Below are 13,273 nucleotides of genomic sequence, written 5' to 3'. Positions count from 1 at the left end.
TCAGTCCTCGTGCGAGGTTTCGGCGCGGCGGCTCGCGAGAGGGTTGCGGCGCACCAGCAGCACGTGGACCTGGCGCGCATCGCCGCGCTGGATCTCGAACACGAGGTTGCCGAGCTGCAGCTTCTCGCCGCGGTGCGGCACGCGGCCGAAATGATGGGTGATCAGCCCGCCGATCGTGTCGACCTCGTCGTCGGGGAAGTCGGTGCCGAACGCCTCGTTGAACTGTTCGATCTCGGTGAGCGCGCGCACTCGGAAGCGGCCGTCCGGCCCCGAGATGATGTTGCCGGCTTCCTCGTCGAAGTCGTATTCGTCCTCGATGTCGCCGACGATCTGTTCGAGCACGTCCTCGATCGTGATCAGGCCCGCGACGCCGCCGTATTCGTCGACGACGATCGCGAGGTGGTTGCGGTTCACGCGGAAGTCGTGCAGCAGCACGTTCAGGCGCTTCGATTCGGGAATGAACACGGCGGGGCGCAGCATCCCGCGCACGTCGAATTCCTCTTCGGCGTAGAAGCGCAGCAGGTCCTTCGCGAGCAGCACGCCGATCACGTTGTCGCGGTTCTCCTCGTACACGGGGTAGCGCGAGTGCGCCTTCTCGAGGACGAACGGGATGAAGTCTTCAGGCTTGTCGGCGATGTTGATCGCGTCCATCTGCGCGCGCGGCACCATGATGTCGCGGGCGCACAGGTCGGACACCTGGAACACGCCTTCGATCATCGACAGCGAATCGGCGTCGATCAGGTTGCGTTCGTGGGCGTCCTGGAGGATTTCCAGCAGCTCGGACCGGGATTCCGGCTCGGGCGAGATGAAGTCGGTCAGGCGCTCGAGCAGCGAGCGCTTTTCTTGCGGTTTGTCGGTGAGCTTACGACTGGGATACGAATCGTTCATGGTGGTGCGCCCGGGTCATGCCGGGGCGCGCGGTCACGGAGTAGGCAAGGATACACCAAGGGCATGGCGCGGCCGTGTCACACCGGCCGTCCGGCCAGGGGCAGGCGGCGCACGCGAGCCCCGCTCGGGAACGGCCGCGCCGGGCGCGACGCCGTCCTGTGTATCCATCCTATCTCAGAAAGGGGCGGCGGGGCACGGCGGCAAAAAAAGCGGAGGCGACCGGCCGGCCGGTCGGCGTCGGCGGCATTTCGTCGCGGGCCGGGCGGGCGCCCGGACCCTCAGAAGCGCATGCCGGCGGAACAGCCGCCGGCGGCCGCGCCGTTGGTCGCGGCGCCGCCGCAACCGAACATGCCGCAGCCGGACAGCGCGACGCTCGTGGCGACGAGCAGCGCGGCCAGCATGACGCGCGATCTGCGTGACGGGTTCATGGGCGCGGATTCTCCTTCGAATGCACGGGGGCGGCGGCCGGTGTCGCGCAAGCCGGCCGGTCGGGCATCACCGGCATCGCGCGAGCAGCCCTTCCAGCGCGCGGTCGGGGATGCCGCTCGCGCGCAGCGCGTCCACGGTGCGGCTCACGTAGTCGAGCGTCGTACCGTAGCGGCCGGCCGCGCAGCTGAACACTTCCTTCACGACGGGGTCGGTCAGCTTGCCGGTGTAGGTGGGCACGTCGCGGCGCATCACGAATGCCAGCGCGTTCACGCGTTCGCCGGTCTCGAGCGTACACGGCAGCCACGCGGGTCGGTACGACCCCATCGGCATCTCGCGTTTCCACAACGTCTCGAGATGCGGCTGAGCGGTCGGGCCCGCGAGCCGGAACGCGATGCCCGAGCACGAGCCGCCGCGATCGAGCGCGAGCACGAGGCCCGGACGTTCGGGCGTGCCGCGGTTCACGCGCGACCACAGGTAGAGCCCGCGATGGTAGCCGTGTACCTTGCCGCGCACGGCGGCGACGGTCGGCAGCCCGGGGTTCCAGATCAGCGAGCCATAGCCGAACAGCCAGAGATCCTGCCGGCCGTCCCAGTCGCGCATCGTGTGCGCGAGCGACGCCGCGAGTTCGTCTTCCGTCAGCAGCCGTCCCTCGCCGATCGACGGCGGGTAGGCGGGCGGCAGCATCGCGGCGTGGTGCATGGTGCGGACGGCTTTTACTGGTACGGGTTCGGGAAGCCCAGCTTCGCGAGGATGTCGACTTCGAGCGCTTCCATTTCGGCGGCGTCCTCGTCGCTCGTCTCGTGATCGTAGCCCTGCGCGTGCAGCGCGCCGTGCACCAGCAGGTGCGCGTAGTGGGCGATGAGCGGCTTGCCCTGTTCGTGCGCTTCCTTCTCGACGACCGGGCAGCACAGCACGAGGTCGCCGATCACGGTGCCGTCGGGCGCCGGGTCGTACGCGAAGGTCAGCACGTTGGTCGGGTAGTCCTTGTGGCGGTAGCCGGCGTTCAGCGTGCGGCCTTCTTCCTCGCCGACGAAGCGCACGGTGAGCTGCGCGTTCGCGAACAGCGCCGGCTCGAGCCATTCGGCGATCAGCTTGCGCTTCGGCAGCGTCTTGCGGATGTCGGCGGTGATCTCGTCACCGTACTGCACGGACAGGTCGAGCTCCAGCTCGCGCAGCTCGTCCGCCATTTCCGCGATTTCCTCGTCGCGCGGCGCGGGTTCGGCACCCACGTGCAGCGTCACGCTGTCGTAGTGCTCGGGCTGCAGCGCGAGCTTCGCGCGCATCGCCGGATCGTTGTGCTGCGCGACGATCGCGACGGCCGCCTCGCCCGAGCTGCCCGACAGGTCGAACATCAGGCTGCGGCCGTCCGGGAAGTCGATTCGAAGCCCTTGCGCGTTGACGGTCCGGGCCTTGCCCTTCGCATCGAACAGCGAAAGACGGGGGGAATCGGGCGCGGCGGACTGGTCGCGCCCGGACTTGCGAGAACGGGAAGATTTCATGACGGGTGCGGCGATTGGAACGCGTTGAGGATACACCAAACGGCCGATCGCTCCCGAATTCGAACCGGCCGCGCGCAGGCGAAAAAATGCCCGGCGCGCCGTCGGGCGGGCCGGGCTTGAGCCATTGGCCGGTGCGGCGCGCAGGCACCGCGCGAGCGCCGCCGGCTTCCTACGCGTCCTTGTGCTGCGCGTGGAAGTCGTCGTACGCCTCGACGATGCGCGCGACGAGCGGATGCCGCACGACGTCGGCGCTCGTGAAGCGCGTGAGCGCGATGCCGCGCACGCCGCCGAGCACCTGCTGCGCCTCGACGAGGCCGCTCTTGTGCCCGCGCGGCAGGTCGACCTGGCTCGTGTCGCCGGTGACGACGGCCTTCGAGCCGAAACCGATCCGCGTGAGGAACATCTTCATCTGCTCGGGCGTCGTGTTCTGCGCCTCGTCGAGGATGATGAACGCGTGGTTCAGCGTGCGGCCGCGCATGTACGCGAGCGGCGCGATCTCGATCATCTGGCGCTCGAACATCTTCGCGGTCTTGTCGAAGCCGAGCAGGTCGTACAGCGCGTCGTACAGCGGCCGCAGGTACGGGTCGACCTTCTGCGCGAGATCGCCCGGCAGGAAGCCGAGCCGCTCGCCGGCCTCGACGGCCGGGCGCGTCAGCACGATCCGCTTGACCTGGTCGCGCTCGAGCGCGTCGACCGCGCACGCGACCGCGAGGTAGGTCTTGCCGGTGCCGGCCGGCCCGATGCCGAACGTCACGTCGTGCTGCAGGATCTGCTTCAGGTATTCGCGCTGCGCGGGCGTGCGGCCGCGCAGGTCGGCGCGCCGCGTGTAGAGCTTCGGCGCGGGTTCTTCGTCCGGCATTTCATCGTCGAGCTGCACGACGGGCTCGTCGAACGGATGGTCCGGATCGCCGCGAAAGCGCACGTCGAGCGTGTCCTGGCGGCCGTTGCCGGACGTGTGGCGCACTTCGACCAGCGCGAGCTGGATATCGTCGACCGACAGCGGATCGCGCGCGCGGTTGTAGAAGTTCTCGAGCGCCGCGAGCGCGAGCTTCGCGCCGCGGCCGCGGATCGTGATCCGGTGGCCGCGCCGCGCGAGCGTGACGTCGAGTGCCTGTTCGATCTGCCGCAGGTTCTCGTCGAGCGGGCCGCAGAGGTTGGCGAGGCGCGCGTTGTCGTCGCGCGGCGCGGTGAATTCCAGTGCTTGGACGGTCTTCAAAGTAGCGTCGGGCTCCTGTGGAACGTCAGTCGGTCAGTGGGTGGCCGCGCTCGCGTCGTCGCTCACGAGCAGCAGCTCGCCGCGCAGCGAGTGCGGGTACGCATGGTTGATCTTCACGTCGATCATCTGGCCGATCAGGCGCGGGTGCGACGCGAGCGGCGCCGGGAAATTCACGACCCGGTTGTTCTCGGTGCGGCCCGACAGTTCGTTCGGGTCCTTGCGCGACGGGCCCTCGACGAGGATCCGCTCGACCTTCCCGACCATCGACTGGCTGATGCGCGCGACGTTTTCCTCGATGGTCGCCTGCAGATGTTGCAGGCGTTTGAGCTTGACCTCGCGCGGCGTGTCGTCGTGCAGGTTCGCGGCCGGCGTGCCGGGGCGCGGGCTGTAGATGAACGAGAAGCTGGTGTCGTAGCTCATCTCGTGCACGAGCGCCATCATCTTGTCGAAATCCTCTTCGGTCTCGCCCGGGAAGCCGACGATCATGTCGGTCGACAGCGACAGGTCCGGGCGGATCGCGCGCAGCTTGCGGATCACCGACTTGTATTCGAGCACCGTGTAGCCGCGCTTCATCGCCATCAGGATGCGGTCGGACCCGTGCTGGACCGGCAGGTGCAGGTGGCTCACGAGCTTCGGCACCTTCGCGTAAGTATCGATCAGGCGCTGCGTGAATTCCTTCGGATGCGACGTCGTGTAGCGGATCCGCTCGATGCCGGGGATGTCGGCGACGTATTCGATCAGCGTCGCGAAATCGGCGATTTCGGACGAGCCGGCCGCCAGCGCGCCGCGGTAGGCGTTCACGTTCTGGCCGAGCAGCGTGACTTCGCGCACGCCCTGGTCGGCGAGGCCGGCCACTTCGGTCAGCACGTCGTCGAGCGGGCGCGACACTTCATCGCCGCGCGTGTACGGCACGACGCAGTAGCTGCAGTACTTCGAGCAGCCTTCCATGATCGACACGAACGCGCTCGGCCCCTCGACGCGCGCGGGCGGCAGGTGGTCGAACTTCTCGATCTCGGGGAACGTGATGTCGACCTGCGCGCGGCCGCTCGCACGGCGCGCGTCGATCATCTGCGGCAGGCGGTGCAGGGTTTGCGGGCCGAACACGAGGTCGACGTACGGCGCGCGCGACACAATCGACGCGCCTTCCTGGCTGGCGACGCAGCCGCCGACGCCGATCAGCAGGCCCGGCTTCGCTTCCTTCAGCTCGCGCACGCGGCCGAGATCGGAGAACACCTTTTCCTGCGCCTTCTCACGCACCGAGCACGTGTTGAACAGGATGATGTCCGCGTCTTCCGGGGTATCGGTCTTTTCGAGGCCTTCGGCCGCATTGAGCACGTCCACCATCTTGTCCGAGTCGTACTCGTTCATCTGGCAGCCGAAGGTCTTTACGTAAACTTTCTTGGTCATGGGGATTCGCCGTTCGCAGTGGTTGACCTGGGGGCGTCGTCAAGGGTGAATCGGGACGGCTGCTGCGATGCAGCGGCGCGTGCCGGTGCCGCGTGGCGGACCGGGGCGCGCAGCGCGCGTCGGGCGAGCCTCTCGCGCAACGCGTGAACGCGTGAAAAGCCGTCGGGAAAGCTTTCCATTATAGCTTTACGCGCCGTGCCGGGCGGGCGGCGGGTTGCGGCCGCGCGACGCCTTTCGTTGCATTCCGACCCTGATATGACGGCGCGGCAGCCGTCAGCGGCACGCGTTCAGCAGGTCGTCGAGCGCCGCTTCCTCGCGCGCGAAGCGTTCGGCGAGGAAGTCGAGCAGCACGCGCACGCGCGGCGCCATGTAGCGCTTGCTGTGATAGATCGCGTGCAGCGGCGCGTCCTGGTGCCGCCAGTCGGGCAGCAGCACGCGCAGCCGGCCGGCGCGCACGTCGTCGGCGATGTCCCACAGCGACTTCAGCGCGATGCCGTGGCCGCGCAGCGTCCATTCGCGGGTCAAGCCGCCGTCGTTGGTCTCGAACGCGGTCGATACCGGCACCGTGTGGGTCTGCACCTCGTCGCCGCGCGTGAAGCGCCACGTGTTCATCGGGCCCGACGCGATCGTGATCACGTTGCATGGAAAGCGGGCCAGATCGTGCGGATCGGCCGGCACGCCGTGGCGCTCGACGAACGAGGGCGCCGCGCACAGCACGCGCCGGTTCGCGGCGAGCCGGCGCGCGATCAGCGCGCCGTCGGGCGGGGCGGCGAAGCGGATCGCGAGGTCGATCTCGTCCTGCCACAGGTTCGACGCCGAATCGGACGCCGTCAGCGAGAACGTGACACCCGGATGCAGCGTGGTGAATTCGTCGAGCCAGCCGAGCAGCTGGTTGCGGCCGAAGTCGGACGTCGACGACAGCCGCACCTTGCCGGCCACCACGTTGCGGCCTTCCTGCAGCAGCGCGTGCGCGTCGTCGAGCGCCTGCAGCGCCTGCCGGCAGCAGTTCAGGTAGAGCCGGCCTTCGTCGGTGAGCCGCAGCTGCCGCGTGGAGCGCTCGAACAGCCGCGTCGCGACCTTCGCCTCGAGCTTCGCGAGGCGCGCGCTCGCGGCGGCCGGCGTGAGGTTCAGCTTGCGCCCGGCCGCGGACAGGCTGCCGAGTTCCGCCGCCTCGACGAACAGCCGGATGTCGCCCAGTCGATCCATCGGATTTTCCAGAAATTTTTGAAAATGGTTCAAATGCCACGCCAATTATCAAAGATAGGCGTATTCGGGACAATGCGCGCAGATCCCGCCTTTTGTGCGGTGCGGCACCGACCGGGCGCCGCGCCCGCCGCCCTTTCGGAGAACGTCATGCCCATTCCGCTCCTGGCGCTCGCGATCAGCGCCTTCGCCATCGGCACCACCGAATTCATCATCATGGGCCTGTTGCCCGAAGTCGCGCACGACCTCGCCGTGTCGCTGCCGTCGGCCGGGCTGCTGGTCACCGGCTACGCGCTCGGCGTCGCGGCCGGCGCGCCGCTGCTCGCGGTGCTGACGAGCCGCATGCCGCGCAAGGCCGCGCTGCAGCTGCTGATGGCGATCTTCATCGTCGGCAACGTGCTGTGCGCGACCGCGTCCGGCTACGCGATGCTGATGGTCGCGCGTGTCGTCACGTCGTTCGCGCACGGCTCGTTCTTCGGGATCGGCGCCGTGGTCGCCGCGTCGCTCGTGCCGGCCGACAAGCGCGCGAGCGCGATCGCGCTGATGTTCACGGGCCTCACGCTGTCGAACGTGCTCGGCGTGCCGTTCGGCACGTTCGTCGGCCAGCTGCTCGGCTGGCGCGCGTCGTTCTGGATCGTCGCCGCGCTCGGCGTGGCGTCGCTCGGCGGCGTCGCGCTGCTGGTGCCGAACCGCCACGACAGCGGGCCCGTCGGCCTCGGCCACGAAGTGCGCGTGCTGAAGGAGCCGCAGGTCTGGCTCGCGCTGCTGATGACCGTGCTCGGTTTCGGCGGCGTGTTCGTCGTGTTCACGTATATCGCGCCGATCCTCGAAACCGTCACCGGTTATTCGCCGCGCGCGGTCGCGTTGATCCTCGTGCTGTTCGGCGCGGGGCTGACGGTCGGCAACACGCTCGGCGGCAAGCTCGCCGATCGCGCGCTGATGCCGTCGCTGATCGCGATCCTGGTCGCGCTGATGGCCGTGATGGCCGTGTTCGCGAAGACGAGCCACCTGCCGGTCGCGGCCGCGGTGACCGTGTTCGTGTGGGGAATCGCCGCGTTCGCGACGGTGCCGCCGCTGCAGGCGCGCGTCGTCGAGAAGGCCGCGAGCGCGCCGCATCTCGCGTCGACGCTGAACATCGGCGCGTTTAACGTAGGCAATGCGGCCGGCGCGTGGCTCGGCGGCCTTGCGCTGGGGCACGGCTTCGCGCTCGACGCGCTGCCGTGGGTCGCCGTCGCGGTGACGTTCGCGGCGCTCGTCGTCACGTGGCTCGCGATGCGGCTCGATGCGCGCGCGCCGGCGCGCGGCGCCGCACCGGCCGCGCATTGACCGGCGCATCGAGCGGCGCATTGACCCGCGCATCGAGTGGCGCATTGACCGGCGCATCGAGTGGCGGTGCGCCGGCGCCATAGCGACAGGAAAAGGTTCGCGAGAAACGCATTCCTCCGCGATGCTGATAACGGTGTGAAGATAACTTCGTTTGCCGGGTCGGGGCCGGGTGATAGCGTCTCGATACGCGCCGTTCGTGGCGCAACCCGATTCCGATTCAGGCTTACCCCATTCGCAGGGCCGCGCGGCGGCCCGGAGGCCATGCTATGTCTTCACCCCTTGCGCTGGTGCGCGACGTGTCTTCCTTCGAATCCGGCAATGCCGTCGACGCGCGGACGTCCGCGTCGCTCGACGTCCTCGAGCAGGTCGTCGGCGTGAACCTCGCGCGCCTGCGCGCCGAGCGGCAGCTGTCGCTCGATGCGCTCGCGCGGCTGTCCGGCGTGTCGCGCGCGATGCTCGCGCAGATCGAATCCGCGCGCAGCGTGCCGTCGATCAAGGTGCTCTGCAAGATCGCCGCGGCGCTCAAGGTGTCGGTCGCCGCATTCCTGCGCCGCCACGCGGTGAACGGCTTCGAGCACCTGGCAGCCGAGCGCGCGGCGCGCGTCGTCAGCTCGAACGGCCGCTTCTCGGCGCGCGCGCTGTATCCGGAAGGCGAACCGGCCGCGGCCGAGTTCCACGAGCTGCGGATCGCGCCGCTGCACACGGAGCCCGGCACGCGCCGCGCGCCCGGCACGACGGTCAACCTGGTCGTCAGCGAGGGCACGCTCGAAGTCAGCGTGCACGATCGCCGCCAGTTGCTCGCGACCGGCGACGCAATCGTGTTCGACGCCGACCAGCCGTACAGCCTGCGCAATCCCGGCGACAGCGAGGCGCGCGCGTTCCGCGTGACGGTGAGCCCCGAGGTGCCGCCGCGCTGGCTCGTGCCCGACGCCGCGCACGCGGCCGGCTGAGCGCGCGGGCGGGTCGCCGGGCCGGCGCCGGTTCCATCGGGACGGGCGCGCACGCCCGGTGTCGGCCGTTCGGACGATGCCGTTAGACGAGGTCGTCAGTAAGGTTTTAGCTGTGGTTCGCTGCGCGGTGCGCGCAGCTGATGTATGCTTGGCCGGCCGTTCCACGGGGAGACCCCCGGGCCGGTAATCAGTGCGTCTTCAGGGCGGGGCGAAATTCCCCACCGGCGGTAGGCTGGCGAAAGCCGGCGAGCCCGCGAGCGCCCGCGCATCCGCGCGGGGTCAGCAGATCTGGTCGAATGCCAGAGCCGACGGTCATAGTCCGGATGAGAGAAGATGTGCAGATAGTCATGTCCGTCAGGGCCGCTTTGCCGTCCGTGCGAAGCGGGTTGTCGTTCTGTCTGTTTGCAATGCCCTGAAACGTTTTTCGCCCAAATCGTAATCGCGAGGAGCGTTTCACATGTCCTTCAAGTCCGTTTCGTCGGCACCTGCCGACGCCTTTGCCGATCTCCCGTTGCTGGATTCCGAACCGGTGCCGCCGCGCATCGCCGCCGCGCTCGACGCGTTGCGCGCGGGCCGCGCTGTCGTGTTGCAGGACGATCACGACCGTGAAAACGAGGCCGACCTGATCGTCGCCGCCGAACGCATCACGCCCGAGACGATGGCGCTGCTGATCCGCGAGTGCAGCGGCATCGTGTGCCTGTGCCTGACCGACGACAAGGTCCGCGCGCTCGAGCTGCCGCCGATGGTGCAGACCAACGAGAGCCGCAACGGCACCGCGTTCACCGTGTCGATCGAGGCGCGCGAAGGCGTGCATACCGGCGTGTCCGCGGCCGACCGCGTGACGACGATCCGCGCGGCGATCGCCGACGATGCGAAGCCGTACGACATCGTGCGCCCCGGCCACGTGTTTCCGTTGCGCGCGCAACCGGGCGGCGTGCTGGCGCGCCGCGGCCACACCGAAGGCACGGTCGACCTGTCGATCCTCGCGGGGCTGAAGCCGGCGGGCGTGCTGTGCGAGCTGATGAATCCCGACGGCACGATGACGCGCGGCGACGACGTCGAGCGTTTCGCGCAGCAGCACGGGCTGCCGATGCTGACGATCGCGGAGCTCGTCGAATTCCGCGAAGCGCTGGCGGCCGCGCGCGAGCGCTGCTGCGAGCCGGCCTGAGGGCCGGCATGGCGGGCGCACCGTGGCGCCCGCGGTACGGCGTGCGCAGCGAGCCGCACGCCGGTGATGTCGCTTCGGCGCGGCGGTCGGTCAGGACTGCACGTCGCCGAATTCGCCGCGCAGGCCGGCCGCGACGAGCGCCGGCAGTTCATCCATCCTGCGCATGATCCGCGTGATGCCCATCGCGCGCAGCGCGTCCGCGTAGTTGTCGGGGATGTGGCTCGCGCCGACGAACGCGATCGTCTTCATGCCCGCCGCGCGCGCGGCGTTCAGGCCCGACACGCTGTCCTCGACGACGATGCAGCGCGCCGGCGCGACGCCGAGCGTGCGCGCCGCATGCAGGTACACGTCGGGGTAGGGCTTCGGCCGCGCGACCTGCTCGGAGCTGAACACGCGCTCGCCGAAGATTTCGGTGAGCGACGCGCGCTTCAGCGAGCTGCGCACGCGCACGAGCCGGCTGTTCGACACCACCGCGGCCGGCAGGCCGACCCTCAGCAACGCGTCGCGCACGCCGGTGATCGGCGCGAGCGATTGCGCGAGACCGGTTTCGATGTTGCGCTCGACGGTCTCGATGAAGTTGTCCGGCATCCGGATGCCGAAATGCGCTTCGAGCCCCGCGAGAAAGCGCGACGTCTGCTGGCCGAACGCGGACTTCGCGGCGGCTTCGAAATCGAGATGCGGGAAGGTGGCGGACAGCGTTTCGAGCAGCACGCGGTCGGCAATGACTTCGCTGTCGACGAGCACGCCGTCGCAGTCGCAGATAAGGTGATCGAGCATGATGGTGAAAAAGCGGGGTGTCGGCGACGCCGATCATGCCGCCATGATACGTGCTTTCACGGCTGCGCCGTGCGCCGTTCGGCGCGCTGCCGCTGCCGCTGCGCCGGGCCGGTCCGGCGTAGCGGATCCGGCCCGGCATCCGCCGCACGGCGGCGGCGTGCTGCCGCCGGCCGCCGTCGCGTGCGTCACACCTCGACCACGCGCCCCGTCTGCCACGACGTCATCGCGGCTTCCGCCAGCTCGAGCGCGGCGAGCCCGTCGTCGATCGTCGTCCTGACCGGCGTGCCGTCGCGCAGCGCGTCGACGAAGTGCGCGATCTCGGCCGCGTACGCGTGCCGGTAGCGCTCGAGGAAGAACGGCTCCGGCACGTCGGTGGCGATGCCGTTCGCCGACCATGCGCTCACTTCGGTCGGCCGCACGTTGCCGGCCTGCAGCATCCCGTTGCTGCCGAGCAGCTCGAAGCGCTGGTCGTAGCCGTATGCCGCGCGGCGCGACGTGTTGATCTGGCACAGCAGGCCGCGCCGCGTGCGGATCGTCACGGCGGTCGAATCGATGTCGCCGGCGTCGTGCACGGCCGGGTCGGTCAGGCAACTGCCGGTCGCGTGCAGCGTCTGCGCTTCGTCGCCGAGGATCCAGCGGAACACGTCGAAGTCGTGGATCAGCATGTCCTTGAAGATGCCGCCCGAGCTGCGGAGGTACTCGACGGGCGGCGCGCCGGGGTCGCGGCTCGTGACGACCAGTATTTCCGGGGTGCCGATCTCGCCGCGTTCGACGCGCGCCTTCAGCGCGGCGAAGGTCGGATCGAAGCGGCGCTGGAAGCCGATCATGCAGGTGACGCCGCGGCGGCGCACGACCTCCGCGCATTCGCGCGAGCGTGCGACGCTCAGGTCGACCGGCTTCTCGCAGAACACGGCCTTGCCCGCGTTCGCCGCCGCGACGATCAGGTCCGCGTGCGTATCGGTGCTCGATGCGATCACGACGGCCTGCACGGACGGGTCGCCGAGCGCGCGTTCGAGGTCGGCGACCTGCGCGCCGTGCGCCTGCGCGAGTGCTTCGGCCGATGGCGCATGGCGGTCGATCACGTACTTGAGTTTCGCGCCCGGGTGGCGCGCCAGATTCGCCGCGTGGATCTTCCCGATTCTTCCCGCACCGAACAACGCGAATTCGATCATGGTGTGCTCCTTTCTCCTGGTGATTCCGTTGTGTGGGACGCTGCGCGGCTCACGTCGGCCGCGCACCGTCGCGCTCGTCAGAACGAGTGATTGATGCCGATGTTCACGCCGGTCTGCGAACGGCCCGGCAGCGGATTCGCGAGGTTGTCGTCGTCCGTGCCGGGGTTGTTGTTCGCGACCGAGAAATTCGAGCCGCTCGCGTTGCGCACGTGCGCGACGGTCGCGTAGAGCAGCGTGCGCTTCGACAGGCTGTACGCGCCGCCGAGCGCGAACATCGACGCGTGGCCGGACGGATCGTGCGTCGCGTCGCCGGCCCCCGAACCGACGTGCACGTAGTACGCGGCGCCGCCGAGCGATAGCGCGGGCGTCACGCGATACTGCGCGCCGATCCAGTAGTGATCGGCATTGCGCGCGAGGCCGGCAGGCGTGTCGGGCGCGTTCAGGTGCGTGTACGCGGCCTGCAACGTCAGCGCGCGCCAATAGAGGTTCGCACCGGCGAAGACCTCGCGCGAGCTCGCGAACACGTTGCTCATCCGGCCGTTCGCGTCGCGCAGCTCGTCGTACATCGCGCGCAGCATCACGACGTCGTTGCGGTACGTGAGCTGAATGCCGTCGCTGCGGCCGTACTCGTGCGCCGCGCCGAGATTGAAGCCGCCTGCCTGGTTGCCGAGCGCGTACTGCGCGTGCACGCTGAAGCCGTTCCACGACGGTGACCGGTATTCGACGTTGTTGCTGGTGATCGGCACGTTGCGGCTGCGCACCAGCGCGGTCGCGGAATAGGCTTGCTGCAGCAGCGGATCCATGTCCCACTGGTCGTTCGCGATGAACAGGTTGCGGCCGAACGTCAGCGTGCCGAGCCGGTCGTGGCGCACGCCGACGAGCGCCTTGCGGCTGAACAGGCTGCCGTTGCCGTCGCCCGCGGTGCCCGACATCAGGTTGATGCCCGATTCGAGATTGAAGATCACGCGATAGCCGCCGCCGATGTCTTCCTGGCCGAGCAGCCCGAACCGGCTCGCGCCCCAGTCGCTGCTTTGCGCGCGCAGCCGCGACGCGGTGGTGCCGTTGCCGGCCTGCACCTGGCTCACGTAGTCGAGGCCGGCGTCGGCGACGCCGTATAGCGTGACCGATGTTTGCGCGAAAGCGCTCGAATAACAGAGGAATCCTGAGCAGATGAGTGCCGTTGGCGAAACTCGTTTCATGTCGTCTCCAGACCTGTCGTCGTTTTGTTGTGGATTGCC

13 protein-coding genes and 1 riboswitch are annotated in these 13,273 nt (G+C 69.0%); of the genes, 3 read left to right on the top strand and 10 right to left on the bottom strand.

Translation table 11 applies throughout. The features are described from left to right. The 7 genes from U4012_RS14115 to U4012_RS14085 all read right to left on the bottom strand — a co-directional run bounded on the left by U4012_RS14115 (position 1) and on the right by U4012_RS14085 (position 6,645). Complete coding sequence (locus tag U4012_RS14115) at positions 1-888, bottom strand: HlyC/CorC family transporter (protein ID WP_044846806.1); 888 nt, start codon at positions 886-888, stop codon at positions 1-3. Positions 889-1,166: 278 nt separating this feature from the next. Next, positions 1,167-1,316 carry a hypothetical protein gene (locus U4012_RS14110; RefSeq protein WP_185500336.1) on the bottom strand — a complete coding sequence of 50 codons (150 nt, stop codon included), beginning with the start codon at positions 1,314-1,316 and terminating at the stop codon, positions 1,167-1,169. Between the two features lie 67 nt (positions 1,317-1,383). Then, positions 1,384-2,016, bottom strand: a complete 633-nt coding sequence (locus tag U4012_RS14105; protein ID WP_044846805.1) for a gamma-glutamylcyclotransferase — start codon at positions 2,014-2,016, stop codon at positions 1,384-1,386. Between the two features lie 14 nt (positions 2,017-2,030). After that, a complete protein-coding gene (ybeY, locus tag U4012_RS14100) occupies positions 2,031-2,816 on the bottom strand; it encodes an rRNA maturation RNase YbeY (RefSeq protein ID WP_124488628.1) in 786 nt (261 codons plus the stop codon). 169 nt (positions 2,817-2,985) lie between these two features. Further along, on the bottom strand, positions 2,986-4,032 hold the full coding sequence (locus U4012_RS14095) for a PhoH family protein (protein WP_044846803.1): 1,047 nt from the start codon (positions 4,030-4,032) through the stop codon (positions 2,986-2,988). A gap of 33 nt (positions 4,033-4,065) precedes the next feature. Next, a complete protein-coding gene (gene miaB, locus U4012_RS14090) occupies positions 4,066-5,439 on the bottom strand; it encodes a tRNA (N6-isopentenyl adenosine(37)-C2)-methylthiotransferase MiaB (protein WP_124521061.1) in 1,374 nt (457 codons plus the stop codon). Positions 5,440-5,712: 273 nt separating this feature from the next. Then, positions 5,713-6,645: a LysR family transcriptional regulator gene (locus U4012_RS14085; RefSeq protein ID WP_321799306.1), complete on the bottom strand. Its 933-nt coding sequence runs from the start codon at positions 6,643-6,645 to the stop codon at positions 5,713-5,715. Positions 6,646-6,792: 147 nt separating this feature from the next. Here U4012_RS14085 and U4012_RS14080 point away from each other — a divergent pair, with 147 nt between their 5' ends. The 3 genes from U4012_RS14080 (at position 6,793) to ribB (ending at position 10,086) form a co-directional block, all read left to right on the top strand. Next, positions 6,793-7,968, top strand: coding sequence for an MFS transporter (locus tag U4012_RS14080; RefSeq protein WP_321799304.1), 1,176 nt, complete (start codon positions 6,793-6,795; stop codon positions 7,966-7,968). Between the two features lie 266 nt (positions 7,969-8,234). Next, on the top strand, positions 8,235-8,918 hold the full coding sequence (locus tag U4012_RS14075; protein ID WP_044846799.1) for a helix-turn-helix domain-containing protein: 684 nt from the start codon (positions 8,235-8,237) through the stop codon (positions 8,916-8,918). Positions 8,919-9,108: 190 nt separating this feature from the next. Then, a riboswitch (FMN riboswitch) is annotated at positions 9,109-9,257 on the top strand. Between the two features lie 118 nt (positions 9,258-9,375). Continuing rightward, entirely contained in the window at positions 9,376-10,086 is a 711-nt protein-coding gene (gene ribB / locus U4012_RS14070) for a 3,4-dihydroxy-2-butanone-4-phosphate synthase (protein WP_124488632.1), read from the top strand. Positions 10,087-10,176: 90 nt separating this feature from the next. Here the strand turns inward: ribB and U4012_RS14065 are convergent, their stop codons facing one another. The 3 genes from U4012_RS14065 to U4012_RS14055 form a co-directional block, all read right to left on the bottom strand. Then, a complete protein-coding gene (locus U4012_RS14065) occupies positions 10,177-10,863 on the bottom strand; it encodes an HAD family hydrolase (protein WP_044846797.1) in 687 nt (228 codons plus the stop codon). A 185-nt stretch (positions 10,864-11,048) separates the two neighbouring features. Next, positions 11,049-12,035 (bottom strand): inositol 2-dehydrogenase, encoded by a 987-nt coding sequence (gene iolG / locus U4012_RS14060; protein ID WP_321799299.1) that lies wholly within the window; start codon positions 12,033-12,035, stop codon positions 11,049-11,051. 77 nt (positions 12,036-12,112) lie between these two features. Then, entirely contained in the window at positions 12,113-13,234 is a 1,122-nt protein-coding gene (locus U4012_RS14055; RefSeq protein WP_321799297.1) for a porin, read from the bottom strand. Between the last annotated feature and the right edge of the window lie 39 nt (positions 13,235-13,273).

The sequence above is a fragment of the Burkholderia sp. BCC1988 genome (assembly GCF_905339895.1).
GTDB lineage: Bacteria > Pseudomonadota > Gammaproteobacteria > Burkholderiales > Burkholderiaceae > Burkholderia.
The sequence above is the reverse complement of the archived record's forward strand: the minus strand, read 5'-3'. Positions and strand labels throughout refer to the sequence as shown.

What these genes read in the sequence shown, in the direction of transcription:
- U4012_RS14065 (WP_044846797.1), bottom strand. Translation starts at nt 10,863, where the DNA reads ATGCTCGATCACCTTATCTGCGACTGCGACGGCGTGCTCGTCGACAGC.
- U4012_RS14085 (WP_321799306.1), bottom strand. Translation starts at nt 6,645, where the DNA reads ATGGATCGACTGGGCGACATCCGGCTGTTCGTCGAGGCGGCGGAACTC.
- iolG (WP_321799299.1), bottom strand. Translation starts at nt 12,035, where the DNA reads ATGATCGAATTCGCGTTGTTCGGTGCGGGAAGAATCGGGAAGATCCAC.
- U4012_RS14080 (WP_321799304.1), top strand. Translation starts at nt 6,793, where the DNA reads ATGCCCATTCCGCTCCTGGCGCTCGCGATCAGCGCCTTCGCCATCGGC.
- miaB (WP_124521061.1), bottom strand. Translation starts at nt 5,439, where the DNA reads ATGACCAAGAAAGTTTACGTAAAGACCTTCGGCTGCCAGATGAACGAG.
- U4012_RS14110 (WP_185500336.1), bottom strand. Translation starts at nt 1,316, where the DNA reads ATGAACCCGTCACGCAGATCGCGCGTCATGCTGGCCGCGCTGCTCGTC.
- U4012_RS14055 (WP_321799297.1), bottom strand. Translation starts at nt 13,234, where the DNA reads ATGAAACGAGTTTCGCCAACGGCACTCATCTGCTCAGGATTCCTCTGT.
- ribB (WP_124488632.1), top strand. Translation starts at nt 9,376, where the DNA reads ATGTCCTTCAAGTCCGTTTCGTCGGCACCTGCCGACGCCTTTGCCGAT.
- U4012_RS14105 (WP_044846805.1), bottom strand. Translation starts at nt 2,016, where the DNA reads ATGCACCACGCCGCGATGCTGCCGCCCGCCTACCCGCCGTCGATCGGC.
- ybeY (WP_124488628.1), bottom strand. Translation starts at nt 2,816, where the DNA reads ATGAAATCTTCCCGTTCTCGCAAGTCCGGGCGCGACCAGTCCGCCGCG.
- U4012_RS14075 (WP_044846799.1), top strand. Translation starts at nt 8,235, where the DNA reads ATGTCTTCACCCCTTGCGCTGGTGCGCGACGTGTCTTCCTTCGAATCC.
- U4012_RS14115 (WP_044846806.1), bottom strand. Translation starts at nt 888, where the DNA reads ATGAACGATTCGTATCCCAGTCGTAAGCTCACCGACAAACCGCAAGAA.